The 23957-nt window shown below is 69.5% G+C and carries 28 protein-coding genes; 18 read left to right on the top strand and 10 right to left on the bottom strand.

Features of this window, described 5'->3' with window-relative positions; genetic code table 11:
* Positions 1–20: 20 nt before the first annotated feature.
* The 4 genes from AC3WRV_RS10135 to AC3WRV_RS10120 are packed head-to-tail and all read right to left on the bottom strand — an operon-like array spanning position 21 to position 4302.
* Positions 21–1211 carry a PDZ domain-containing protein gene (locus tag AC3WRV_RS10135; RefSeq protein ID WP_492313139.1) on the bottom strand — a complete coding sequence of 397 codons (1191 nt, stop codon included), beginning with the start codon at positions 1209–1211 and terminating at the stop codon, positions 21–23.
* Positions 1212–1236: 25 nt separating this feature from the next.
* Positions 1237–2034: a TrmH family RNA methyltransferase gene (locus AC3WRV_RS10130; protein ID WP_492313138.1), complete on the bottom strand. Its 798-nt coding sequence runs from the start codon at positions 2032–2034 to the stop codon at positions 1237–1239.
* Entirely contained in the window at positions 2031–2969 is a 939-nt protein-coding gene (locus AC3WRV_RS10125) for an RsmD family RNA methyltransferase (protein WP_492313137.1), read from the bottom strand. The genes AC3WRV_RS10130 and AC3WRV_RS10125 overlap by 4 nt, the downstream gene beginning before the upstream one ends.
* Complete coding sequence (locus tag AC3WRV_RS10120; protein WP_492313136.1) at positions 2941–4302, bottom strand: glycosyltransferase family 2 protein; 1362 nt, start codon at positions 4300–4302, stop codon at positions 2941–2943. The genes AC3WRV_RS10125 and AC3WRV_RS10120 overlap by 29 nt, the downstream gene beginning before the upstream one ends.
* Positions 4303–4509: 207 nt before the next feature.
* Between AC3WRV_RS10120 and AC3WRV_RS10115 the strand changes: the two genes are divergently transcribed.
* Genes AC3WRV_RS10115 through AC3WRV_RS10100 form a run of 4 tightly spaced genes read left to right on the top strand, consistent with a single transcriptional unit; the run spans position 4510 to position 7722 of the window.
* The gene (locus tag AC3WRV_RS10115) at positions 4510–5139 is read left to right on the top strand and encodes a TetR/AcrR family transcriptional regulator (protein WP_492313135.1); all 630 of its coding nucleotides are present in this window, start codon (positions 4510–4512) and stop codon (positions 5137–5139) included.
* Positions 5136–5936 (top strand): ABC transporter substrate-binding protein, encoded by an 801-nt coding sequence (locus AC3WRV_RS10110; RefSeq protein WP_492313134.1) that lies wholly within the window; start codon positions 5136–5138, stop codon positions 5934–5936. The genes AC3WRV_RS10115 and AC3WRV_RS10110 overlap by 4 nt, the downstream gene beginning before the upstream one ends.
* The gene (locus AC3WRV_RS10105; protein WP_492313133.1) at positions 5933–6916 is read left to right on the top strand and encodes a FecCD family ABC transporter permease; all 984 of its coding nucleotides are present in this window, start codon (positions 5933–5935) and stop codon (positions 6914–6916) included. The genes AC3WRV_RS10110 and AC3WRV_RS10105 overlap by 4 nt, the downstream gene beginning before the upstream one ends.
* Positions 6913–7722 carry an ABC transporter ATP-binding protein gene (locus tag AC3WRV_RS10100; protein WP_492313132.1) on the top strand — a complete coding sequence of 270 codons (810 nt, stop codon included), beginning with the start codon at positions 6913–6915 and terminating at the stop codon, positions 7720–7722. The genes AC3WRV_RS10105 and AC3WRV_RS10100 overlap by 4 nt, the downstream gene beginning before the upstream one ends.
* Here AC3WRV_RS10100 and AC3WRV_RS10095 read toward each other — a convergent pair.
* A complete protein-coding gene (locus AC3WRV_RS10095) occupies positions 7662–9755 on the bottom strand; it encodes a lytic transglycosylase domain-containing protein (RefSeq protein WP_492313131.1) in 2094 nt (697 codons plus the stop codon). The two genes, AC3WRV_RS10100 and AC3WRV_RS10095, sit on opposite strands and share 61 nt — an antisense overlap.
* Before the next feature lie 112 nt (positions 9756–9867).
* Here AC3WRV_RS10095 and dapA point away from each other — a divergent pair, with 112 nt between their 5' ends.
* Positions 9868–10752: a 4-hydroxy-tetrahydrodipicolinate synthase gene (gene dapA / locus AC3WRV_RS10090; protein ID WP_291833691.1), complete on the top strand. Its 885-nt coding sequence runs from the start codon at positions 9868–9870 to the stop codon at positions 10750–10752.
* A 12-nt stretch (positions 10753–10764) separates the two neighbouring features.
* The gene (gene smpB / locus AC3WRV_RS10085) at positions 10765–11235 is read left to right on the top strand and encodes an SsrA-binding protein SmpB (RefSeq protein WP_291833694.1); all 471 of its coding nucleotides are present in this window, start codon (positions 10765–10767) and stop codon (positions 11233–11235) included.
* Positions 11236–11242: 7 nt separating this feature from the next.
* On the opposite strand, the gene AC3WRV_RS10080 is transcribed toward smpB, so the two are convergent.
* Both AC3WRV_RS10080 and AC3WRV_RS10075 read right to left on the bottom strand, forming a co-directional pair.
* Positions 11243–11440 carry a hypothetical protein gene (locus AC3WRV_RS10080; protein ID WP_291833696.1) on the bottom strand — a complete coding sequence of 66 codons (198 nt, stop codon included), beginning with the start codon at positions 11438–11440 and terminating at the stop codon, positions 11243–11245.
* Between the two features lie 122 nt (positions 11441–11562).
* The gene (locus AC3WRV_RS10075; RefSeq protein ID WP_492313130.1) at positions 11563–12129 is read right to left on the bottom strand and encodes a LabA-like NYN domain-containing protein; all 567 of its coding nucleotides are present in this window, start codon (positions 12127–12129) and stop codon (positions 11563–11565) included.
* Here AC3WRV_RS10075 and folK point away from each other — a divergent pair.
* The 12 genes from folK (at position 12128) to AC3WRV_RS10015 (ending at position 22625) form a co-directional block, all read left to right on the top strand.
* Positions 12128–12685 (top strand): 2-amino-4-hydroxy-6-hydroxymethyldihydropteridine diphosphokinase, encoded by a 558-nt coding sequence (gene folK, locus AC3WRV_RS10070; RefSeq protein ID WP_492313129.1) that lies wholly within the window; start codon positions 12128–12130, stop codon positions 12683–12685. The genes AC3WRV_RS10075 and folK overlap by 2 nt on opposite strands.
* A gap of 66 nt (positions 12686–12751) precedes the next feature.
* Positions 12752–13093, top strand: a complete 342-nt coding sequence (locus AC3WRV_RS10065) for a hypothetical protein (protein ID WP_492313128.1) — start codon at positions 12752–12754, stop codon at positions 13091–13093.
* A gap of 86 nt (positions 13094–13179) precedes the next feature.
* Positions 13180–13539, top strand: coding sequence for a DNA-directed RNA polymerase subunit omega (rpoZ, locus tag AC3WRV_RS10060; RefSeq protein ID WP_291833710.1), 360 nt, complete (start codon positions 13180–13182; stop codon positions 13537–13539).
* A gap of 221 nt (positions 13540–13760) precedes the next feature.
* Positions 13761–15827 (top strand): RelA/SpoT family protein, encoded by a 2067-nt coding sequence (locus AC3WRV_RS10055; protein ID WP_492313604.1) that lies wholly within the window; start codon positions 13761–13763, stop codon positions 15825–15827.
* A gap of 29 nt (positions 15828–15856) precedes the next feature.
* Entirely contained in the window at positions 15857–16642 is a 786-nt protein-coding gene (locus tag AC3WRV_RS10050) for an LOG family protein (protein WP_492313603.1), read from the top strand.
* Positions 16643–16652: 10 nt separating this feature from the next.
* Positions 16653–17237, top strand: a complete 585-nt coding sequence (gene pyrE, locus AC3WRV_RS10045; RefSeq protein WP_492313127.1) for an orotate phosphoribosyltransferase — start codon at positions 16653–16655, stop codon at positions 17235–17237.
* 10 nt (positions 17238–17247) lie between these two features.
* On the top strand, positions 17248–17985 hold the full coding sequence (locus AC3WRV_RS10040) for a pyridoxine 5'-phosphate synthase (RefSeq protein ID WP_492313126.1): 738 nt from the start codon (positions 17248–17250) through the stop codon (positions 17983–17985).
* A complete protein-coding gene (acpS, locus tag AC3WRV_RS10035; RefSeq protein ID WP_291833722.1) occupies positions 17982–18383 on the top strand; it encodes a holo-ACP synthase in 402 nt (133 codons plus the stop codon). Before AC3WRV_RS10040 ends, acpS begins: the two co-directional genes overlap by 4 nt.
* 433 nt (positions 18384–18816) lie before the next feature.
* Positions 18817–19725 (top strand): signal peptidase I, encoded by a 909-nt coding sequence (lepB, locus tag AC3WRV_RS10030; RefSeq protein WP_492313602.1) that lies wholly within the window; start codon positions 18817–18819, stop codon positions 19723–19725.
* Positions 19725–20441: a ribonuclease III gene (gene rnc, locus AC3WRV_RS10025; RefSeq protein WP_492313125.1), complete on the top strand. Its 717-nt coding sequence runs from the start codon at positions 19725–19727 to the stop codon at positions 20439–20441. Before lepB ends, rnc begins: the two co-directional genes overlap by 1 nt.
* Positions 20438–21385, top strand: a complete 948-nt coding sequence (gene era / locus AC3WRV_RS10020; protein ID WP_291833728.1) for a GTPase Era — start codon at positions 20438–20440, stop codon at positions 21383–21385. Before rnc ends, era begins: the two co-directional genes overlap by 4 nt.
* 13 nt (positions 21386–21398) lie before the next feature.
* On the top strand, positions 21399–22625 hold the full coding sequence (locus AC3WRV_RS10015) for a serine hydrolase domain-containing protein (protein WP_492313124.1): 1227 nt from the start codon (positions 21399–21401) through the stop codon (positions 22623–22625).
* 1 nt (position 22626) lies between these two features.
* On the opposite strand, the gene AC3WRV_RS10010 is transcribed toward AC3WRV_RS10015, so the two are convergent.
* Genes AC3WRV_RS10010 through AC3WRV_RS10000 form a run of 3 tightly spaced genes read right to left on the bottom strand, consistent with a single transcriptional unit; the run spans position 22627 to position 23914 of the window.
* The gene (locus tag AC3WRV_RS10010; RefSeq protein ID WP_291833734.1) at positions 22627–23022 is read right to left on the bottom strand and encodes a DUF1801 domain-containing protein; all 396 of its coding nucleotides are present in this window, start codon (positions 23020–23022) and stop codon (positions 22627–22629) included.
* 3 nt (positions 23023–23025) lie between these two features.
* Positions 23026–23511, bottom strand: coding sequence for an SRPBCC family protein (locus tag AC3WRV_RS10005; protein ID WP_492313123.1), 486 nt, complete (start codon positions 23509–23511; stop codon positions 23026–23028).
* Between the two features lie 10 nt (positions 23512–23521).
* Entirely contained in the window at positions 23522–23914 is a 393-nt protein-coding gene (locus AC3WRV_RS10000) for a DoxX family protein (RefSeq protein WP_492313122.1), read from the bottom strand.
* Positions 23915–23957 lie beyond the last annotated feature (43 nt).

Raw genomic sequence — 23957 nt, 5'->3', positions numbered from 1 at the left:
GCGCTCATCCCCGGTCGCCGTCATCGGCGCGGCTCAAAGGCTTCGCGCGGCGTCCCGTCGACGGCGTAGAGCCGCTCGGCCGGGATCTTGATCGTCAGGCCGGAGTTCTCCAGCCGCAGGTCGTAGACGGCGCCCAGCAGGCCCGCCATGCGGCCGCCCTCGACCCGCGCGCCCAGGGCGTCGAAGCCGATGGCCAGGCCTTCGCCCATGCTGCCGGTCCAGCGCCCGACGCGGACCGTGACCGGGCCGTCGTGATGCTTGCCGGGGCGGGGCAGGACCTGCTCGATCCACTGGCGCGGCACGCCGGTCTCGCGTTCTTCCGAGGGCAGGTTGTGGATCTGGTAGGGGCGGGCCTCGGTCACGAACCAGCCCATCACCGCACGGGCCACGACCGTGTTGCCGCCGCTGGCGGTGTCGGTGAGGTCGATCAGGATCGGCTGCCCGGGCCGGGCGCCGGCCATGGCGGCGTCGAAGGCCGCGACGGTGTCGTTGTCGCCCAGCGAGTCGTTGAACCGGATGACCCGCCGACCGCCGATCTCATTGACGGCGAGGGGCGGCCGATCCGCGCCGCCGGTCGCATAGAGGTTCGGCAGGGTCAGTCGACGTCCCGAGATCGTCAGGTCCCGTTCCCGGTCCCGTCGGCCCGCCACCAGCACCCGGGCCGCGTAGCCGTCCCGGTCACCGCCGGGCTCCAGCCCCAACTCGCTCCAGAAGGCGCGCACCGCGTCGCCGGTCGCCACGCCGCCCACGGCCTCCAGCGCCTGCCCCGGACGCACCCCCGCCGTCTCGGCCGGAGAGCCTTCGCGTACGGCCGTGATGCGCCAGGCCCGCCCCTGCTTCTCGATCCACAGATCGGCATAGCTGGGGACGAGCGCCCGGCTGTCGCTGAAGGAGCTGCCGGTGATGGCGTGGTGGTCCGCCAGCGCCGTGATCGCGTGCTCGGCGTAGAGCAGAAGCGACGACCGGTCATGCACCGCCGACGCCTCGGCCCGCAGGACGTCGCTCATCGGCATGACGCCGCCGGGGAAGCGGTCCAGATAGGCGTACTGACCGTTGATCAGCCCCTCGATCGACAGGGCGTCGGCGCGAAAGGCCGCGGGCGGCAGGTCAGGCGTCTGGGCGTGGACGGGTCCGGCGAAGGGAAGCAGGGCGGCGAGGATCAGCAGGATACGCATGGCGGTGAAGCTGTGCCGCAGGCCTCCGTCCGGCAAGTTAAACTACGGACAGGCGCAGGCGTCAGGCCGCGTCGGTCACCGCATAGACCATCACGCCCGTGGCGATGGCCAGGTTCAGGCTGTCGGCACGGCCGCGCATCGGGATCTTGACGTTGACGTCACAGGCGGCGGCAAGCGTGTCAGTCAGCCCGGCCTGCTCATTGCCCATCAGGACCAGGGCCGGATGCTGGACGGCCGCGTCGCGATAGCCGTGGGTCGCGTCCAGTCGGGTGCCGATGACGCTGCCTGGCCACGACTGGCGCCAGGCGATGAACTCCGCCGAGGTGGCCCTTGCGATGGCTACGGCGAAGACCGAACCCATGGTCGCCCGCACGGCTTCGGTGGAATAGGGGTCGACGCAGTCGTCGATCAGGATCACCCCGCCACAGCCCGCCGCATCGGCAGTGCGGATTATGGTGCCCAGGTTGCCCGGGTCGCGCACCTGCTCCAGCGCCACCCAGCAGGGGGCGCTGTTCGGCTGGATGGCCGACAGGGGCGTATAGACCTGCTCGAACACGCCCAGGACCGTCTGCGGATTGTCGCGGCGGCTGATCTTCTCGAGAATCGGATGGGTGACGATGACGACCTCGCCGCCGGCGGCGCGGGTCTCGGCCTTGGCGCGGTCCAACAGCGGATGCTCGCGCGCCTCCATGCCGACCAGCAGCAGCTTGGGCGTGCGGCCCTGATCCAGCGCCTCGCCGATGAACTTCAGTCCCTCGGCCAGGAAGCGGCCCGTGCTCTCGCGCTCCTTGCGCATGTTGAGCGCGCGGACATTCTTGACCGTGTCGTTGGTCAGGGAGGTGATCAGGCGATCGGTCATTGCCCGCTCCACCTGGCGAAGAAGCTCAGGCCGATGGCTCGACCGTCCGGCCCATGCTCGGCCAGCGCCAGCTCGCCCCAGTCGATGACGCCGCCGCGGTCCGCCGTGGCTTCCGCCATCAGATGGGCCAGCGACAGGCCCGAGATGCGCGCGGCATAGGCGTTGAGCAGCAGGAAGGAGGCGTCGTCCGACAGCAGGGCGGCGCAGTCCTTCAGCAGGCCGGGCAGATCCTCGAACAGCCGCCAGACCTCGCCCGTCGGCCCGCGCCCGTACTTCGGCGGATCCAAGATGATGCCGTCGTACTTCACGCCGCGCCGGACCTCTCGGGCGACATACTTGCGGCAGTCCTCGACGATCCAGCGGATCGGCCGGTCGGCCAGGCCCGACTGCTCGGCGTTCTCGCGGGCGTAGGCGACGGACTTCTTGGAGGCGTCGACGTGGGTCACCTCGGCACCCGCCGCCGAACAGGCCAGGCTGGCGACACCGGTATAGCCGAACAGGTTGAGGACCTTGGGCGCGTTCTTCGCTGCGCCATCGCCCTTCGGGCGACTTGAGCGCGAGAGAGTGCGCACCCGCGCATCCAGCCATTCCCAGTTCGCAGCCTGCTCCGGGAAGAAGGCCAGGTGGCGGAAGGGGGTGAAGCGGCCGGTGAAGCGCACGTCGCGCCAGGCGAGCGGGAAGGTCTCGACCGGGCGGCCGGAGAAACGCCAGCGGCCGTCGTCATCGTCATCCTGCGCCTGCGGATCGAACACGGCGTCGGCCTTGTCGAAGGCGGCGGGATCGCGCGGCGCCCAGAAGCACTGGGGCTCGGGCCGCACGACGGTGAAGCGCCCATAGCGCTCCAGCTTGCGGCCGTGACCGCTGTCCAGCAGGGCGTAGTCTTCCCAGCCTCGGGTGAAGAGCGTTTCAGGCGACGGGTTCAGGCGTGGCGGCATGGGTCGCTGATAGGCGGTGCGACCCCGCCTCGTCCAGCGCGGCGTCAGCGCGGACCGCCGGGATGTCGCGCCGATGCCGCGTCTTGTCCCAGGCGAAGGGCTCGAACACCAGGCGCCACAGGGCCTGGGTGAAGGCCAGGCTGAGCAGGCTCCAGTAGGCGGGCGCGGCGATCATGTCCCGCGGTCCGTAGGGAACGCCCGCACGCCGTGCGCCCAGCGCGCACGAGAGCCAGGCCGACGCCGCGCCCAGGACCAGCACGCTCAAGGCCAGGCGCGGCGTCTCGGGCGACAGGCCCGACACCGTCGACACCAGCACCGAGGCCAGCACCCAGCACAGGGTCGGCCCATAGAGCGCCGCCGAGGCGAGACCGACCCCCAGCGTCATGATCAGAGCGAACAGTCCGCGCGGGCCCAGAGCGCCGGGATTGCGGGTGTGCACGCCCCAGGTCTGCAGATAGCCCTTCAGCCAACGGGTGCGCTGGGGCAGCCAATCGTGCAGGGGGCCGGGCGGCGTCTCCCAGGTGGGCCGGGTGATCACCCCGATCCGCCAGCCGCCGCGCCACAGGCGAAAGCCCAGGTCCGCATCCTCGGTCACATTCCACGAGTCCCAGCCGCCGAGGCCGCGCAGCACATCGATCCGGAAATGATTGCTGGTCCCGCCCAGCGGGAACGGCAGGCCCAGCCGGGTCAGGCCGGGCAGGACGACCTCAAACAGGTTGGCGTATTCCGCCGCGAACTGCCGATCGAGAAAGGACGAGCGCGACCCCGGCACGGGGCGAATGCGCAGCGGCGCCTGCAGGCAGGCCAGCCGCCCGCCGGCGTCCGCCAGGAACCGGCCCGCCGCCTCCTTCAGCTGGCCGGGATCGGGCCGGTCCTCGGCGTCGTAGACCGTCAGCAGGTCGCCGGTGGCGTAGGGCAGGGCGCAGTTGAGGGCGCGCGGCTTGGTGCCTGGCCGCCCCGGCGGCGCGATGAAGATCTCCAGCCAGTCGGGACGAGGCGCCGCCAGGGCGGCGGCCAGGGTCGCCACGTCATGCGCCTCCAGCACCAGCATGCCCTGCAGCCGATCCGGCGGATAGTCGATGGCCGCCAGACGGGTGATCAACTGATCCACCACCTCGGCCTCGTCATGCAGGGCGGCCAGGACGGTGTAACGGGGCCACAGGTCCGGCGGCGGCGTCTCCACCGCGGGCGCAGGGCGAACCAGGATCAGCAGGCACCGCCAGACCGCCACGAACAGGAAGGCGGCGCCCGCCGACACCTCCAGCGCCACGAGGGCTCCGGCCGGATCGCGCCCGATCAGCCAGGCCGCGCCCGCGATCAGGACGAGGACCATGATCCACTGTCCCGGCGACAGGCCTCGGCGCGCCGCGCTCAGCGCAGGCGGCAACGCGGCGGACCGAACCAGGTCCGAATTCCCGTTTTCGCTGTCTGTATTCGCCCTCACACGTAATGGTTAACGCAGAAACATCGCCCCTCGCAACCGCTTGGCGCTGCCGCCCGATTACCGCTATTCAGGGGACAGACGTATTCGGAGCCGCGTGTGACCGCCATCCCCGTCAGTTCCCGATCCGCGCGCAAGCCCAAGGGCGAGGGCCACGAGCGGCGCGCCGAAATCCTGGCCGCGGCGGAACGGATCTTCGTCGAGCACGGCTACGAGGGCGCCACGATCCGCAAGATCGCCGACGAGGTCGGGCTGTCCTCGACCGCCCTCTACATGCATTTTTCCGAGAAGGGCGAAATCCTGCAGGAGATCTGCCGGCAAGCCTTCGAAGCCCTGATGGAGGCCAACCAGGTCATCATCGCCGAGACCCGTTCGCCCGAACAGCGGATGCGCGAGATGATGCGCGCCTATGTCGAGTTCGGCTTCGCCAACCCCAACGCCTACCGGCTGGTCTACATGACCCGCCCGATCGAATTGCGGGAGGGCGCCCAGTCCGCGGCGCGCGAGATGGGAGTGGAGCTGTTCCGCACCTTCGAGGACGTGATCGATGAGCTGGAGGCCGCCGGGCGGCTGCGCTACGACGCCAAGACCACGGCTCAGGCCGTCTGGGCGGGGGGGCACGGCGCGGTCTCGCTGATGATCTCCAAGCCCTATTTCGACTGGGTCGACCGCGACCAGTTGGTGACGACCCTGCTGGAGGGGCTGTTCACAGGCCTGCTTAAACCTTGAGACGGCTGGCGGCCGTCGCCGCCGGGGGGCTGCTGATCCTTGGGGCCGGGACCGCGCAGGCCCGACCGACGAGGATTCTGTCGCTGGATCAGTGCGCCGACCAGTATGTGTTGGCCCTGAGACCCGATGCAGAGCTGGCCCTGTCGCCGCGCGCCGACGATCCCGACGCCTGGCTGCGCGAGGCGGCCCGGGGCAGGGCGCGCATCCGCCCGACACTGGAGGCCGCGGTGACCTTCCGGCCCGATGTGGTCGTTCGCTACTGGGGCGGCGAGCCCCGGCTTCTGGCGCGACTGGACGCGCGGGGCACGCCGACGGCGATCATCAGCGACGCCACGGATTTCAATGGCATACGCGCCAATATTCGCAGCGTGGCGCAGGCGCTGGACGCGCATGACCGCGGCGAGGCCCTGATCGAGCGGATGGACGCGCGGCTGTTGCAGGCGGCGCCCAAGACCGCCGCGCGGCCCACGGCCCTGTATCTGACGCCCGGCGGCTTCACGGCGGGCAAGGAGACGTTGGTGGACGCCATCTTCAGCGCCGCCGGCTTCCGCAACGCCGCCGACAAGCCCTATTTCAACCCGGTCAGCGTCGAGCGCGTCGCCCTGTTTCCGCCCGTCCGCTTCGTGCTCGGCTTCTTCGACCAGGCGCGCGGCGACTGGCGCGGTCCGGGACGACATCCGGTCGTGCGCAAGGCGGCGCAGGGCAGGGTGGCCGCGCGGCTGCCCGCCGCCGCCCTGACCTGTCCGGCCTGGTTCGCCGCCGACGCCGCCGCGATGCTGGCGGAGGGCGGATCGTGAGCGGACGCCTGATCCTCATTCTGTCGCTGGCCATCGCCGCCGCGCTGGCCCTGGCCGTGCTGTTCGGCGAGAGCCCGTTGACCCTGGCCCAGTTCGGCGAGGCCTTGCGCGACCCGACCTCGGGTCCCGGCGAGGTGCTGTGGGCCGTGCGGGCGCCCCGCGCCATGACCGCCCTGATGGTCGGCGCCGCCCTCGGTCTGGCCGGAGCGGTCATGCAGGGACTGCTGCGCAATCCGCTGGCCGATCCCGGCGTGCTGGGCGTGTCCGCCGTGGCTGCGCTGGGCGCGGCGAGCGCCATCGTGCTGGGCGCGGCGAGCGTGCCTGGGGCGGTCGAGGTCTCGGCCCTGGCGGGCGCGGGCCTCGCCGGCGGCCTGCTGGTCCTGTTCTCGGCCCGGGTGCGGGCGCCGGAGGCCCTGATCCTGTTCGGGGTGGCGATCTCCAGCTTCGCCGGCGCCCTGACCGCCCTGATCTTCAACCTGTCGCCGTCGCCCATCGCCTCGGCCGAGGTGATGAGCTGGCTGCTGGGTTCGGTGCAGAACCGCAGCTGGATCGACGTGCTGTGGGTCACCCCCGCCGTCGCGCTGTCCGCCGGTCTGGCCGCCCTGGCCGCTCCCGGCCTGAAGATGCTGAGCCTGGGCGAGGAGACGGCGAGGACCTCGGGCCTGCCGATGGCCCGCCTGCGCCTGCTGGCCCTGCTGGCGGCGGCGCTGGCGACGGGCGCGGCGGTGGCCGTGTCCGGCGTCATCGGTTTCGTCGGTCTGGCGGCGCCGCATCTGGTGCGGGCGGCGGTGCGGGGCGATCCGGCCCGGCTGCTGGCGCCGGCGGCGCTGGCGGGCGGGCTGATGCTGGTCGGCGCGGACCTGCTGGCGCGGATCACGCCAACGGACCAGGAACTGAAGCTGGGCGTGTTCACCGCCCTGGTCGGCGCGCCCCTGTTCGCCATGATCGCCTGGCGGGCCGCGAAGGAGTGGCGGCTATGATCGCATCGCTGACGATGTGGGACGCCGACGCCTGGCTCGGCGGGCGTCAGGTGCTGGACGGCGCCGACCTGCAGGTTCACGCGGGCGAGCTGGTGGCCGTCGTCGGTCCGAACGGGGCCGGCAAGTCCAGCCTGATCCGGGCCTTCGCGGGCCTTCTGCCCCTGACCGGCGGGGTCGCCCGCCTGCAGGGGGACGACGTCCGGACCCTGTCCGCCCGGCAGCGCGCCGAGCGAGTCGCCTACCTGCCGCAGGAACGGCGCATCGCCTGGAACCTGCCCGCCATCGAGATCGCCGCCCTGGGCGCGCCCTTCCTGTCCGGCGGCGCGGCGCGAGAGGCCGCTCAAGCCGCGCTGGACGAGGTCGAGGCTGAACATCTGGCGGACCGGGGCGTGGCCGAGATGTCGGGCGGAGAACGGGCACGGGTGCTGCTGGCACGAGCCTTGGCGGCTCCGGCGAAGGCCCTGCTAGTCGATGAGCCGATCGCCGGCCTGGACCCCGACGCCCAGCTGTTGGTGCTGGAACGGCTGAAGGCGCGGGCGAGGGCCGGGCAGGCGGTGCTGGTCAGCCTGCACGACCTGACACTGGCCGCCCGCTATGCGGACCGGGTGGCGGTGCTGCACGAGGGATGGGCCGTCGCCGACGGCGCGCCATTGGACGCCCTGACACCCGACATCATGGCGCGCGTCTTCGGCCTGTCCGCCCGCTGGGTCGAGACCCCGGACGGCCCGCTGCTGTCCGGTCTGCGCTACTCGCCCGGTTCGGGGTCCGGGGTGCGCAGCGGCTCCTCACCCGACACCGTCGCATAGGGCTGGGGTCCACGCGGCACGCCGCGGCGGATGTCCTGCGACAGGCTCAGCGGCGCGGTCCCGCCGTTCAGCCGGGCCTTGTAGATCGACATGTTCTCCATGACCCGCATCATGTAGTTGCGCGTCTCGGTGAAGGGCGCGCACTCGATGAAGTCGATCGGGTCCACGGTCCCCGCGCGCGGATCGCCGCAGCGCGCCACCCACTGCGGCGGACGGGCCGGACCGGCGTTGTAGGCCACCGTCGTCAGCAGCATCGAGCCGCCGAAATTGTTCATCAGGTCGCCGAGGTGGAAGCTGCCCAGCGTCATGTTGAAGTCGGGATCGTAGAGACGCTCGTCCGAGAACGGCAGGCCCAGCTGTCGCGCCACGCCGCGGCCGGTGGCGGGCAGGAATTGCATCATGCCCCGGGCGTTGGCGTGCGAACGGGCGCGCGGGTCGAAGCTGGATTCCTGCCGCGTGATGGCCAGGGTGAACTCCAGCGGCGCGGCGCCCGGCACGCTCGGCGGCATGCGGATGGGGTACTGACGCTCGGGCAGCAGATAGCCGCGCTGGCTGGCGGCGCGACCGATCATCATGGCGGTGAAGCCCTCGCCGTAGCCGCGCGACGTATCCATCATCAGGGCCAGTTGCTCGACCGTCGGGACATCGTCGTCCAGCTGATAGGCGAAGACGCGGAACAGGCTGGCCTCGCCGGTCTCGCCCAGGACGCGCCAGGCGCGCACGACCTCGTTCCGCTCGAAGGCGGCGCGGTCGGCGTTGGACGGCTCGGGGTCGGCGGGCAGGGTGATCGAAGTTTGTCCGGCCTTCTCGGCGGCCAGCTGGCCGTAGAAGGTCTGGAAGTGGCGCGACCCGGCCTGGTAGTAGTTCACGGCGGCCGGAACGCTGCCCTGCGCCTCGGCGGCGCGCCCCAGCCAGTAGAGGGCGCGGCCCTGGGTGATCGGGGTGGTCGAGGACTGGCGCAGGGTCTCGAAATGCCGCGTCGCGAGCGCTGCATCGTTCAGCTTCACCAGCGCGACCCAGCCGGCGAAGAACTCGGCGTCCACCTTGCGGTCGCCGGACGGGAAGCCGTGGCCGGCGAAGGCGTCGTAGGCGGCCTGCCAGTTGCGGGCCTGCAGGGCGTCCAGGAAGTAGTTGCGGCGCTCGCTCCACAGCGTGCTCTGGGCGTCGGTCGAGGACGGCGCGGCCGGCAGGTAGCGCAGGATCGGGAAGGCTTCTGACTGGCGGTTCTGCGAACGCAGGATCCGCACCCGCTCCAGCACCACGGCGGGCTCGATGGCCTGCGACGGCGACAGGCCGGCCACGATGGCGTCGGGGCTGTAGGCGGTGCGCAGCGCGACCACGGCGTTGGCCACGGCCTGCCGTTCGGGCGAGACCAGCGGAATCATGGCGCGCGTGGCCGGGCCGTGCGGCCCCAGCAGCAGCATGTTCAGCCGCGTCTCGTGGTCATCCCGCGTCAGGGCCGAATCCCAGCGGGTCAGGATGCGCGACTGCTGGTCGGCCTCGAAGCTGCGGGTCCGCCACCAGTCCTTGATCAGGCGGCGCGCCTCGTCGCGGCGGCCGCGCTGCTCCAGGGCGTCGGCCAGGGCGATAGCGCCCTGCACCGTCGTCGGGGCGTCGCGCTCGAACAGGGCCAGGGCCGCGTCGGGACCGGCGTAGGAACGGTCCAGCGCGCGCTCGACCGCCTGACGGCGGCTGTCGGCCCGCGGCCAGCCGGCGAAACGGGTCGGCGCGTCAGCCAACTCGCCCCACGACATCTGGTCGGCGGCGGTGTCCAGCAGGGCCCATTCGACCAGCTTGCGGGCGGCCGGATCGCTGATCTGGGCCATGGCGGAGCGGGCGCCGGTCACATCGCGGGCGCGGGCGGCGGCCAGCCCCTGGCGGAAGAGGGCGGTGTCCTGATCGCTCAGGGTGCGCGGCTGGTTGCTGACCGGACCGGCGGGGGCGGAGGCGTAGTAGGGGACTTCCTGCGGCAGGACGCTCTCGGGCGCGGGGGCGAGAAGGGCCAGGGCGGCCGCGAGGCTAGTTCCGATCATTCCGTGTCCTATCCCCATTCGTCGTGGTTGCGGTCCGTGAACCGGCAACCTACCCTCCGGCGCTTCGCTTCCGGGCGAGTGTCGCCCAATTCCACGCAGGACCATCGTTTCAATGACCGCCCCCTTGTTCAAGGGCGTGATCACCGCCCTGATCACACCACTTCGTGACGGAAAGGTGGACGAAGCCGCCTTCACGCGGTTGCTCGAACGCCAGATCGCCGCCGGAGTTCACGGCGTCGTGCCGATGGGCACGACCGGAGAGAGCGCTTCCCTGCATCCGGAAGAGCATCAGCGGGTCGTCGAATTGTGCGTGCAGGTCGCCGCCGGACGCGTCCGCGTCATCGCCGGCGCCGGCTCGTCCTCGACGGACAAGGCCATCGACCTGGTTCGCCACGCCAAGGCCGTCGGCGCTGACGGGGCGCTGGTGGTCACGCCCTACTACAATCGTCCGTCGCAGACCGGCCTGGCCGCCCACTTCGAGGCCATCGCCGAGGCCGTCCAGCTGCCCATCGTGCTCTACAACGTCCCGGGCCGGACGGGCGTGGACCTGGCCAATGAGACGGTCGCCCGGCTGGCGGCGCATCCGAACATCGTCGGCATCAAGGACGCCACCGGCGACCTGGCCCGCGTCAGCTGGATGCGCGCCAACATCGGCGGCCAGTTCGACCTGATCTCGGGCGACGATCCCAGCTATCTCGGCTACCATGCCCACGGCGGGGTGGGAGTAATCTCGGTCACCTCGAACGTCGCGCCCGAGGGCATGGTCGCCCTGCACGAGGCGGCGCAGGCCGGGGACTACGCCGCCGCGCGCGAGTGGCAGGACCGCCTGATCGGCCTGCACAAGGGTCTGTTCCTCGACAATTCGCCGTCGCCCACCAAATACGCCCTGTCGCGTCTGCAGTTCTGCACCGAGGAGGTCCGCCTCCCGCTCGCCCCGACCGCCGACGCCGTGAAGCCCGCGATCGACCGTGCGATGGCCGACGCCGGGTTGGGATAGGATCAAGGGCGCATGGCCTCCGACAAACCGAAGATGAAGGTGCTGGCCGAGAACCGCCGGGCCAAGTTCGACTATTTCCTCGAGGACTACACCGAGGCGGGCATCGCCCTGCTCGGAACCGAGATCAAGGCGCTGCGGGACGGCCGGGCCAACATCGCCGAATCCTACGCGGCGGTGGAGGGGCGCGAGATCGTGCTCGTGAACGCCGACATCCCGCCCTACAAACAGGCCAACCGCTTCAACCACGAGCCGCGGCGGCACCGGAAGCTGCTGCTGCATCGCAAGCAGATCGACAAATTCATCGGCGCGGTCCAGCGCGACGGCCAGACCATCATCCCGGTGCGGCTGTATCTGAACGAGGCGGGCAAGGCGAAGATCGAGATCGCGCTCGCCAAGGGCAAGAAGCTGCACGACAAGCGCCAGGCCAGCGCCGACCGCGACTGGCAGCGCGACAAGGCGCGGCTGATGAAGGAACGCGGCTAGGCGGCGATCAGCCGACCAGGGGCGTTGCGTCCAGGACGCCCGGCGTCGGCGCCGAAAGATAGGCGTCGGCTCCGCCCGGCCCCAGCGACGGCTTGATCAGCGGCTGGATCGCCATTCCCCCGGCCGCGACCGCGACGGCGGCCAGTAGCGCGATCAGCGCCGTTCTACGTTCGCGCGGGGTGAACACCCCGTTTCTCCTGCCCATGACAGCCTCCAAAGCTGTCCGTGAAACGTTGCGAAGAGGGCGCTGTTCCCAGGCTGCGGATCACGGTTCTTCGTGGTGTGATTCGCGTTGCGCGAGAGCCACACCCGGCCGGCGGGGCACGGCTAGGCTCGGTCGTCCCGCAGCGGGGGGGCGCCGTTGACGCGGGGGCGCCCGATCTCGGCCAGCAGGTCGTTGAGGTCGACAAACAGGTCCGCCTGCCGACGCAGGTCGTCAGCGATGTGAGGCGGCTGGGTCTTCACGGTCGAGACCACGGTGACCTTCACCCCCTTGGCCTGAACCGCCTGCAGCAGCCGACGGAAGTCGCCGTCGCCGGAGAACAGCACGACGTGGTCCAGCCGAGGCGCCAGTTCGAGCATGTCGACGGCGATCTCGATGTCCATATTGCCCTTGGTGCGGGTGTGACCCTGGGCGTCGGTGAAGCGCTTGACCGGCTTGGTCACCACGGTGAAGCCGTTGTAGTCCAGCCAGTCCACCAGCGGCTTGATGGGAGAGAATTCCTCGCCCTCGACCACGGCGGTGTAATAGAGGGCGCGAACCAGATCGCCCCGAGTGCGATACATCTCCACCAGCTTGCGGAAATCGAGATCGGTGTTCAGCGCCTTCGCGGCGGCGTAAAGATTGGCCCCGTCGATGAACAGGGCCGTGCGATCGGCCGGATTGGGCGTCATGGAAAAGGTCTCCGCAGAAATGGGCGTCCCACCCTCCGTCGAAATAGACGGCGAGCCCGATCCGGACTCCGCCGTCATCGTCGCGCTGGGCTGCAATGACAAGGGGGTCTGGGCCGATTGCCGCGAGGCGCTGGAGGCGGCGCTGGCGCGGTTCCGTTGCGAAGGGATCGACGTGCTGGCCCGGTCGTCCTGGTGGCGTTCGGACGCCTGGCCGAACCGCGAGGACCCGCCGTTCCTGAACGGGGTCGTCCTGGTCCGCACCGCCCATGATCCGCATGCCCTGATGGCGGCCCTGGGACGGATCGAGGAGGCCTTCGGGCGCCAGCGCGACGTCCGCAACGCCCCCCGAACCCTGGACCTGGACCTGATCGCCTATGGCCGCATCACCGGAAATTTCGACGGTCTGATCCTGCCGCACCCCCGCGCGGCCGAGCGCCTGTTCGTCATGGGGCCGCTGGCCGAGATCGCCCCGGATTGGCGGCATCCGGGCGGCGAAACGGCCGCCCGGCTGGCGCAGACGGCGTCCGTCGGGCTGGACGCAGCGCCGATCGCGTAGTCGGCACAGGTTGACCCGGACGCCTGGACCGGAAGACTGTGGCCGCGGACATCCGAAAGGGACGCCATGATCATCTGGTCGGGCTGGGGCCTGCTGGTCCCGCTGTATGTCATCGTCGCCTTCGGCGTGAGCATCGTCGGCGTCACGGCGACAGGCGCTCCGGATCCGTGGGGTCCCGCGATCGGTTTCACCCTGACAGGCCTGCTGGCGGGCGCGGCCATCTTCTTCACGGCCCGCGCCCTGGACGGCCGCGAGGGCCGGGTGCTGCTGGATGAGAAGACGGGAGAGCGGGTCCTGCTCAAGCCCACGGCGGGCAGTTTCTTCTTCGTCCCGACACGCTACTGGGCCTTTATCGTCCCGGTGGTCGGACTCGTCCTGGGCGGGTTGATGGCGACGACGGGCGGCTAGAACGCCCAAAATACGCCCATGTGGCGTTGCACAAAGCGGTCCACATCTATATTTTGCGCGGTTCTCTCCCGCGTCCGAGGAAATTCATGGCCCGCGTCACTGTCGAAGACTGCATCGAGAAGGTGCCGAACCGCTTTGGTCTGGTTCTGCTGGCCGGTCACCGCGCCCGCAACATCGCCAACGGCGCCGCCCTGACGATCGACCGCGACAACGACAAGAACCCGGTCGTCGCCCTGCGCGAACTGGCCGACGACACCGTCGTGCCGGCCGAACTGCTGGAGAACATCATCGTGACGCTGCAACGCGTCGATGAGCGCACCGAAGCCGAGGACGAAGCCGAAGTCGTCGCCCTGCTGGCCGAACCGCAGCACATGAACATGGCCGAGGCCGAGCTGATCCGCGCGCTGCAAAGCGACCGCGACGGCGGCCAGGAGGAGCGGTACTGACGGCCGAACCCGCCAACGGTATCACCATCCTGCCGGCGCGGCAGTCCGCGCCGACCCCTGAAGCTGCCAATCTGAACGATCCCGCCGACAGCGCGGCTCCGGTCAAGGACCTGGAGCCGCAGCGCAGCAAGGTGCTGCGTCAGTTCGAGCTGGTCGAGGCGGTCCGGGCCTATGACCCGACCGCCGACGAGAACCTGCTCAATCGCGCCTACGTCTATGCGATGAAGATGCACGGCTCGCAGCTGCGGGCCTCGGGCGATCCCTATTTCGCCCATCCGATCCAGGTCGCCGGCATCCTGACCGACTACCGGCTCGACACGGCCACCATCGTCACCGCCCTGCTGCATGACGTGGTCGAGGACACCTCGGCCACCCGCGACGACATCGCCCGCATGTTCGGCGAGGAGATCGCCGTCCTGGTCGAGGGCGTGACCAAGCTGTCGCGGCTGGAGCTGCAGGCCGAGCACACGCGCCAGGCCGAGAACCTGCGCAAATTCATCCTGGCTATCAGCCGCGACGTCCGCGTCCTGCTGGTCAAGCTGGCCGACCGCCTGCACAACATGCGGACGCTCCAGTATGTGAAGCCCGAGAAGCGCGAGCGCATCAGCCGCGAGACGCTGGAAGTCTATGCCCCGCTGGGCCGGTCGATCGGCATCCACTCGATCGCGTCCGAGCTGGAAGAGCTGGCCTTCACCTATCTGAACCCGACCGCCAAGACCGCCATCGAGCGCCGCCTGGAAGCGCTGAAGCTGGAACACGGCCGCGCCATCGGCGGGGTGTCCAGCGAGGTCGAACGGGTGCTGCAGGAGGCCGGGGTCCGCGCCCGCGTCGCCGGCCGCCAGAAGACCCCGTACTCCATCTGGCGAAAACTCCAGAGGAAGTCGGTCGGCTTCTCGTCCCTGTCCGACATCTATGGCTTCCGGGTCATCGTCGAGGCCGAGGACGACTGCTATCGCGCACTGGGCGTGATCCATCGCGCCTGGCCGATGGTGCCGGAGCGGTTCAAGGACTTCATCTCGACGCCCAAGTCGAACAACTACCGCTCGCTGCACACCACGGTCGTCGGTCCCTCGGGCCTGCGCATCGAGATGCAGATCCGTACCGAGGCCATGGACCGGGTGGCCGAGGACGGGGTGGCCGCGCACTGGTCCTACAAGAACAAGTCCTATGGCTTCGACAAGGAGGCCATGGAGAAGGACGGCGGGCGCGATCCGCTGCAGAACCTGCGCCACCTCGTGCAGGTCATCGAGCACGGAGAGGGCGGTGAGGACTGGGTCGAGCACGCCAAGCTCGAGATGTACCTGGACCAGGTCTTTGTCTTCACGCCAAAGGGCGCCCTGATCACCCTGCCGCGCGGCGGCATGCCGCTGGACTTCGCCTACGCGGTCCACACCGGGGTGGGCGACTCCGCCGTCGGGGTGAAGGTCAACGGCGAGCTGAAGCCGATGCGCACCCAGCTGCAGAACGGCGACGTGGTCGAGATCATCCGCGGGGCCAAACGCGAAATCCCCGCCGACTGGCGATCCCTGACCGTCACCGGACGGGCGCGGTCGGCGATTCGCCGCCACATCCGCACCTCCGAGCGCGGCGAGTTCCAGAAGCTGGGCCGCGCCACCCTGGAACAGACCCTGGCCCGCGCCGGCAAGGCGCTGGAAGAGGTGTCGCTGAAGCCGGCGCTGGAAACCCTGGCCGTCGAGACCGACGAGGACCTGTTCGAAGCCATCGGCCGGGGCCGACTGTCGGCCGCCAAGGTCGGCGAGACCCTGTTCCCCGCGCTCAAGGGCCGCCTCAAGGCCGGGCCGGACCGCAAGCGCATCGCCGACGATCAGGCCCGCCTGTTCGTGCGCGGCGGGGGCCTGACCCCCGGCGTCAGCGTCCACTTCGGCCACTGCTGCTCGCCCGTGCCCGGCGACCGCATCGTCGGCATTCTAGAGCCCGAGGCCGGCCTGACCGTCCACACCATCGACTGCCAGAAGCTGGCCGAGTTCGCCGATGACGATTCGGTCTGGCAGGACCTGCAGTGGACGCCGCAGGCCGAGCAGGGCGCGGTCGCCGCCGCCCGTCTGCGCGCCACGATCAAGAACGCCCCCGGCGTGCTGGGTCAGGTCACCACCATCATCGGCGAGGCGGGCGGCAACATCATCAACCTGTCCATGAGCCACCGGCAGCAGGACTTCTTCGACGTGGACATCGACGTCGAGGTCGAGGACGCGCGCCACGCCACCATGATCATGGCCGCTCTGCGCGCCAATCCGTCGGTCGACACGGTCGAGCGCGCGCGCGGGTGAGCGACGATCGCCCCCTGAACGCCGCCCAGATGGCGTCGCCGTCCTATCGGCTGGCGGCCCTCGACCAGGACTTCCTGCTCAGCGAGGGCATGCGCGGCGTGCGCTTCCTGATGGAGTACGAGAAGGCCGAGGAGGCGCTGCGGGCCTGGGGCGTGCGCTCCACCATCGTCGTCTTCGGCAGCGCGCGGGTGGGGGAGGAGACCAGCCCCAATCACGCCCGCTGGTACGCTCAGGCCCGCGAGTTCGGCCGTATCGCCTCCGAACGGGGCGGGGCCATGCGGGGCGAGATCGGCCAACCGCGCGACAACGTCATCGCCACGGGCGGCGGACCGGGCATCATGGGCGCGGCCAACCGGGGCGCGCACGACGTCGGGGCCCCGTCAATCGGTTTCAACATCACCCTGCCGCACGAGCAGGAGCCGAACCCCTGGTCGACGCCGGAGCTGACCTTCCGCTTTCACTACTTCGCCATGCGCAAGATGCATTTCGCCATGCGCGCCAATGCGCTGGTCGTCTTTCCCGGCGGCTTCGGCACCTTCGACGAACTGTTCGAGATCCTCACCCTGCGCCAGACCGGCAAGGAGCGGGCCATCCCCATCGTACTCGTCGACAAGGCCTACTGGACCTCGGTCGTCGGCTTCGACGCCCTGGTCGAGCACGGCATGGTCAAGGCGGCGGACCTGGATCTGATCAGCTTCGCCGAGGACGCCGAGACCGCCTGGGCCGAACTTCTGGCGCGCGGCCTGAACCCGGGCGCTGAAAACAGCACCGATCCGGCGCAACCGGCCCTTCAAAGCGAGCCCGTCACGGGTTAGGGGAGGGGTCATGACCTCCGAAGACGTACTCAACGAATTCCGCGACGCCGGCGCCCTGCGCGAAGGCCATTTCGTCCTGTCGTCGGGCCTGCACAGCCCGACCTTCCTGCAGAAGAACCTGGTTTTCATGGACGCCGAGCGCTGCGGGCGGCTGTGCAAGGCGCTGGCCGAGAAGATCGTGGCCGCCGTCGGCCCGGTCGACGTGGCCATCTCCCCAGCCGTGGGAGGCATCATCCCCGGCTATGAGACCGCCCGCTGGCTCAAGGTTCCTTCGATGTACGTCGAGCGCGTGGACGGTGAGTTCAAGCTGCGCCGGGGCTTCCACGTCGATCCCGGCCAGAAGGTCGTGATGGTCGAGGACATCGTCACCACGGGCCTGAGCTCGCGCGAGTGCATCGCCGCCATCAACGCCGCCGGAGGCGAGGTGATCGCCGCGGCCTGCATCGTGGACCGCTCGGGCGGCCGCGCCGACGTGGGCGTGCCCCTGATCGCCCTGGCGACCCTGGACGTGCCCGCATACCCCGCCGACGCCCTGCCGCCGGAACTGGCCGCCATCCCGGTCGAGGATCCGGGCAGCCGCCGGCTGTCGAAATAGGGACGCGCCAATGGCCGGTCTTGTCCGTCTGGGCGTCAATATCGACCACGTCGCCACCGTGCGTAACGCTCGCGGCGGCGTGCACCCCGATCCGGTCCGCGCGGCCCGGGAGGCCCTGGCGGTCGGCGCCGACGGCATCACCGCCCACCTGCGAGAGGATCGCCGCCACATCACCGACGCCGACATCGCGGCGCTCAGTGATCTGTGCGCTACGGCGGGCAAGCCGCTGAACCTCGAAATGGCGGTGACGGAGGAGATGCTGGCCATCGCCCTGCGTCACCGGCCCTACGCCGCCTGCCTGGTGCCCGAGCGGCGCGAGGAGGTGACGACTGAGGGCGGCCTGGCCGTGGCCGGCCACGAGGCCCGCATCGCGCCCGTGGTGAAGGCCCTGGCCGACGCGGGCGTCCGCGTCTCCCTGTTCATCGAGCCATCGATCGCCCAGGTCGAGGCCGCCGCCGCCGTCGGCGCCCAGGTCGTGGAGTTTCACACCGGCCGCTACTGCCACCTGTCGGGCGACGACCGGGCGATCGAGTTCGAACGGCTGCAGGCCGCCGCGACCCGCGCCGCCGACCTCGGGCTGGAAGTCCATGCGGGCCATGGCCTGGACTACGACACCGCCGCCGACATGCTGGCCATCCCCGAGGTGCGCGAGCTGAACATCGGCCATTTCCTGATCGGCGAGGCCGTCTTCGTCGGGCTGGCGACGGCGATCCAGCGCATGCGCGCCGCCATGGACGCAAAATTATGATCCTCGGCGTCGGCGCGGACCTGTCGGACATCCGGCGCATCCAGACGTCGCTGGATCGCTTCGGCGAACGCTTCAAGACACGCTGTTTCACCGAGCTCGAGCGCACCCGTTCGGACCGCAAGCCGGACCCCGCCTGGAGCTACGCCAAGCGGTTCGCGGCCAAGGAGGCCTGCGCAAAGGCCCTCGGCACGGGCATGCGCGCCGATGTCTACTGGCGGGACATGGGGGTGGTGAACCTAAGGTCGGGTCAGCCGACCATGGCGCTGACCGGTCCGGCGGCGGAACGTCTGGCCCGCATGACGCCCGCGGGACATGAAGTCCGTATACATCTCACCCTCAGCGACGAGCATCCGTACGCACTCGCCTTCGTGGTGATCGAAGCCTTGCCCGTCGCTTAATCACGTTATACCGATTTCGCCGCTGAAAGACCGCGCACAGCGGCTGGGGGATAGAGTCATGAGCGACGAGAACAAGCCGCACGACGACCACGGCCATGGGCCGGACGCCGGTCACGGCCACGACGAACCCGCCGCGCCCGCGCATGGCCATGACGATCATGCGACTGCCGCTCATGACGAGACCGAAGTCGAGGCGCATGGGCACGAAGAGCCGGCCGCCGCGCACGACGACCATGCGCCCGCCGCCGTCGAGGCCGATCATGACGCCCACCCCGCGCCCGTTCACGACGATCACGCCCCTGCCGCGGAGGCCGAACACCACGCGCCGGCCGAGGCAGTCCATGACGATCACGGCCCCGCAGTTCATGACGATCACGCCGCGCCCGTAGAGGCCGCGCACGACGAACCCGCCGCCGAAACCCACCCGACGCCCGTGGAGGCCGCCGCGGTCGCCGCCGCGGCCGGTGTGGCGGTCGCCGCCCCTCAACCGGAGAAGCGCCCCGTCTGGAGCGACGCCGGCGACGCCCCGTTCGAGGATGTCGACGCCACCCCGGTCTACGCCCGCACCAAGAAGAGCAAGAAGACCTCGGGCGGAAGCGCCAACGAGGGCTGGGAAGTCCTCAAGACGATCTTCTTCGCCCTGCTGATCGCGCTGGTCCTGCGCGTCCTGCTGTTCCAGCCCTTCACCATCCCGTCGGCCTCGATGGAGCCCAACCTCTACCAGGGCGACTACATCGTCGTGTCCAAGTGGTCGTACGGCTATTCCAAGCACTCGATCCCGTTCAGCCCGCCGGTCTTCAACGGCCGGGTCTCCCTGCCGGTGGTCAGCCATGCACCCCAGCGGGGCGACATCGTCGTCTTCAAGCTGCCGCGCGACAACAAGACCGACTACATCAAGCGCCTGATCGGCCTGCCGGGCGACCGGATCCAGATGATCAACAACGTGCTGCACATCAACAACGCGCCCGTCCGCGACGTGGTCGTGTCGGACGCCGATGTCACCAACATGTACGGCATGCCGATCATCCAGGCCGAAGAGACCTTCCCGGACGGCTCCAAGACCTTCCGCATCCAGGACTTCGGGCCGGGCAACGATCTGGACAACACCCCTGTGTTCGAGGTTCCGTCGGGCCACTACTTCATGATGGGTGACAACCGCGACAACTCGATCGACAGCCGTGTCGACCAGTCGCAGAACGGCGTCGGCCTGGTCCCGGCCGAGAACCTGATCGGCAAGGCCGAGATCATTCTGTTCTCGTGGAACGAGGGCGCCTCGCTGTGGAATCCGGTCAGCTGGTTCACCAAGGTCCGCCTGAGCCGCTGGTTCAACGTTCTCGACTGATGGCGGATCGTCGGGCCGAGGCCATCCATGCGCTGACGCGCAACCTCGGCCACGATTTCCGGGATGCGGGCCTGCTCGAGCAGGCCCTGACCCACGCCAGCGTGGGCGAGGGCGCCGAGCGCGATGCGCGCGGACGGCCCTTTCTGGACAACCAGCGGCTTGAGTTCCTCGGTGACCGCGTGCTGGGCCTGCTGGTCGCCGACACCCTGATGCGCGACTTCCCCGAGGCCGACGAGGGCGACATGTCCGCGCGCCTTCACGCCCTGGTCGACAAGGCCGCCTGCGCCCGGGTCGCCGACCGGTTGCAGGTCGGACCGGCCATGCGACTATCGCCCGGCGAGGCCAAGCAGGGCGGGCGACGCCGGGAAGGCGTTCTGGGCGACGCCATGGAAGCCATCCTCGCCGCGGTCTGGCTGGACGGCGGCATCGAGGCGGCCCGCAAGGTCTTCGACAAGGCGTGGCGGGCGGAGTTCGCGGCCAATCCAAAGAAGGCGCTGACCAACCCCAAATCGGCGCTTCAGGAATGGGCGCTGGGACAGGGCAGGGCGCTTCCGACCTACCGGATCGTGGAGCGAACGGGCTCGGATCACGCCCCGACATTCACCGTTGAAGCAAGCGTAGCCGGATATCCGCCCTTGACCGCGCAGGGGCGATCACGTCAGGACGCGGAGAAAGCGGCCGCAACGGCCCTTCTTCAACGTGAAGGCGTGATTTGACCGAACCTCAAAACCAGCGTGCCGGCTTCGCCGCCATCATCGGCGCTCCCAACGCGGGCAAGTCCACGCTGGTCAACCGGCTGACCGGGACCAAGGTCTCGATCGTCACCCAGAAGGTGCAGACCACCCGCTTCCCCGTGCGCGGCATCGCCATCTACGGCGACGCCCAGATCGTGCTGGTCGACACCCCCGGCATCTTCAGCCCGCGCCGCCGTCTGGACCGCGCCATGGTCGCCTCGGCCTGGGGCGGAGCCGATGACGCCGACATCGTCGTGCACCTGATCGACGCCGCCTCGCACATCGCCGCCGAGGGCAAGGAAGGTCAGGCCGCCGACCGCCGCTCGGCCGAAGACACCGAGACGATCATCGCCGCGCTGAAGGCCGCCGGCAAACAGGTCATTCTGGCGCTGAACAAGATCGACGGCATGCGCCGCGACACCCTGCTGGCGCTGTCGCACGCCCTGTTCGAGACGGGCGTCTACAGCGAGGTCTTCATGATCTCGGCCCTCAGCGGCGACGGCGTGGACGATCTGGGCCAGCGGCTGGCCGCCGCCATGCCCGCCGGTCCCTGGCTCTATCCGGAAGATCAGTCCGCCGACGTGCCCATGCGCGTGCTGGCCGCCGAGATCACCCGCGAGAAGGTCTATCTGCGCGTCCACGAGGAACTCCCCTATTCGGCGGCGGTGGAGACCACCGCGTTCGAGGACCGCGCCGACGGCTCGGTCCGCATCGAGCAGACCATCTATGTCGAGCGCGAGAGCCAGCGCCCGATCGTGCTGGGCAAGGGGGGGCAGACCCTCAAATGGATCGGCCAGAAGTCGCGTGAGGAGCTGACCGAGCTGCTGGACCGCCAGGTTCACCTGTTCCTGACGGTCAAGGTCGATCCGAAGTGGCAGGACAGCCGCGCCCTCTATGCCCAGTTCGGGCTGGACTACGACGTCTAAGAGCCCGCGTTCCGTGTTTCATGTTCCCCGTCGCGCCGGAAACCATCCCCGGCTGACCTTCGGCTTTCTGGTCGTTCTCGTCATCGTCGCCGCCGGCCTGATCGCCTGGGCCACGGTCCACAGGCCGACCGTGCGCGTGACGCCCGATCCCCTGCCGCCGCGCCCGCCGCTCGAGGTGGTCGAGCGCCTGCCGGATCTCAAGGCGCAGATGGACCGCTGGAGCGCCTCGGGCCAGTTTACGGGCGGGGTGCTGGTCGCCAAGGGCGATCAGGTCCTGTACCGTCAGGTCCACGGCTGGGCCGACCGCAGCCTGATGAAGCCGCTGGAGCTCAACTCCCGCTTCCGCCTGGCCTCCGTCAGCAAGCAGTTCACCGCCGCCGCCATCCTGCGCCTGCAGGACGAGGGCAAGCTGTCGGTCTGGGACCCGGTCTGCAAATACATCCAGCCTTGCCCCGCCGCCTGGGAGCCGATCCGGCTGCATCACCTCCTGTCGCACACCTCGGGCATTCCCGACCTGATGGCCCGTCCGGGCTGGGGGCTGCGCCGCGTCACGCCAGCAACGCCGGAAGAATTGACTGCTGATTCCATGCGTTATGGACTTCAATTCCCACCCGGGACAAAGGTCCGTTACGACAACGCCGGCTATAACCTGCTGGGCGCCGTGGTCGAAAAGGTCAGCGGCATGGGCCTGCACGCCTATCTGCGGACCGCCTTCTTCAAGCCGCTGGGCATGGCCGACACCGGCTATGACGACGGCGCCTCCGACGTGGTCATGGGCTACGCCAACCTGGCCGGCGGCCCGACGCCCCAGCCGGACGCCAACGTCAGCATCATCTTCGGCGCAGGCGCGCTGTATTCAACGCTGGACGACCTGCTGGTCTGGCAGCGCGCCCTGCACCGAGGCCACATCCTGTCGCCGCACAGCTACGCCCAGATGATCACCGACCACGCGCCGGACGGCACGCCGGACGAAAGGGGCAACCCGCGCCGGCTATGGGGCTATGGCGTCTACGACAAGGAACTGGGCCGCCAGGTCCGGCCGGACTTCACCGACAACCAGATCTTCCACACCGGAAGCTGGTCCGGCTTCCGTAACCTGGTCACCTACCAGCCGGACGCGGACGTGACGGTGATCGTGCTCTCGAACAACTATCACCAGCGCGATGCGGTCTTCCTGTTGTCCCAGCAGGGCATGGCCGAGGCGCTGGGCCGCAGCTTCCCCACCAGCGTGGCGCGTTGAATCAGACGATCTTCTTCGCCGCCTTGGTGGGGTCGCCGAGTTCGGTATTGAGGGTGATCGCCGCCCGGGTCAGGCGAACGACAACCTCCGCATCGATGGTCTCGCCTTCAGCGAAGCCGATGCTGGCCATCTCGAACTGTCCGCCGGACTTCAGGCGAGGCTCGATGTCCTGCAGCCGCTGACCGCGCCAGTAGCCCAGCAGAACGCGCTGGCCCTCGGCCCGGATCAGCAAGGCTGGACCGTTCGAAAGATAGACGAGGTGGCCCCACTTGATCACCTCGTCCAGGCCGCCGACCGACAGGGCCGCCGTGCGCAGTCGCGTGACGAGGTCGGCCTGCCAGCCGGCCATGCCGGCGACATAGGCGTCGGGAGAGGCGGGAGGCGGGACCTTTTGCACGGCTCAGGCCTCCCAAAGCGTTCGGATGTGACGCTCCAGTTTGTTTAGGCTGCCGGTCCAGCCGGCCTCCATGCCGCTAAGTGGGCCGACCGCGTCGGCCTTGGCCTGCTGCACGACGGCCTCGAAGCGCATGATGGTTTGATCCCCCTCCTCGTCGAAGCGGATGGTCTGCTCGACCTCGAACCAGATATCCCCGTCGGCGGCATTCACCCAGGTCCGCATCACCAGACGCTCAGGCTCGTCCAAGATGATGAAGCGGCCGTCGAACGGATAGTCGCTCCCGTCAGGGCCGCGCATGACCATGTGGATCGCGCCGCCGGGCCGGACGTCCATCTTCACCACGGGCGTGGTGAAATGTTCAGGCGCCCACCAGACGGCCACGTGGGCCGGGTCGGTCCACATCTTCCACACCAGGGCGCGAGGCGCGTCGAAGGTGCGCACGATGTTGAGACGGGTCAGGGCCTCGGGAATGGTCGCGGCGACGGACATGCGGCTCTCCTCAGGCGACGTGGCGGAAGGGGAAGAGGGCGCGCAGGGAGGCGTCACGCAGCCACAATCCGCCCCACATGACCAGGCCCAGATAGAGGCTGAACAGCTGGTGGCTGAACAGTGGGGCGCCAGCGCGGATCTGGGTCGCCATGGCCCCGCCGAGCAGTCCCATGAACAGCACCGCCCCCAGCACGCTGGTGCGCGGGATCAGATACAGGATCAGGCAGCCCAGCTCGATCAGGCCGATGGCGAAGGCGTAGCCGTGCGGCCAGCCGAGCTGGGCCATGGTTTCCTCGGCCACCGGCATGCCGCTGAGTTTGGGGAAGACCGAGGCGCCGAGGATGAACAAGGCGAACAGTCCGGTCAGCACGCGACCGGTCCAGACCATGGGGGTGGCCTTCATGGGAATCTCCGGAAATGGGGGAAGGGGGCGGCGCGATACGGCC

The sequence above is a fragment of the Brevundimonas sp. EU05-FHT14B11 genome (assembly GCF_058790835.1).
The sequence above is the reverse complement of the archived record's forward strand: the minus strand, read 5'-3'. Positions and strand labels throughout refer to the sequence as shown.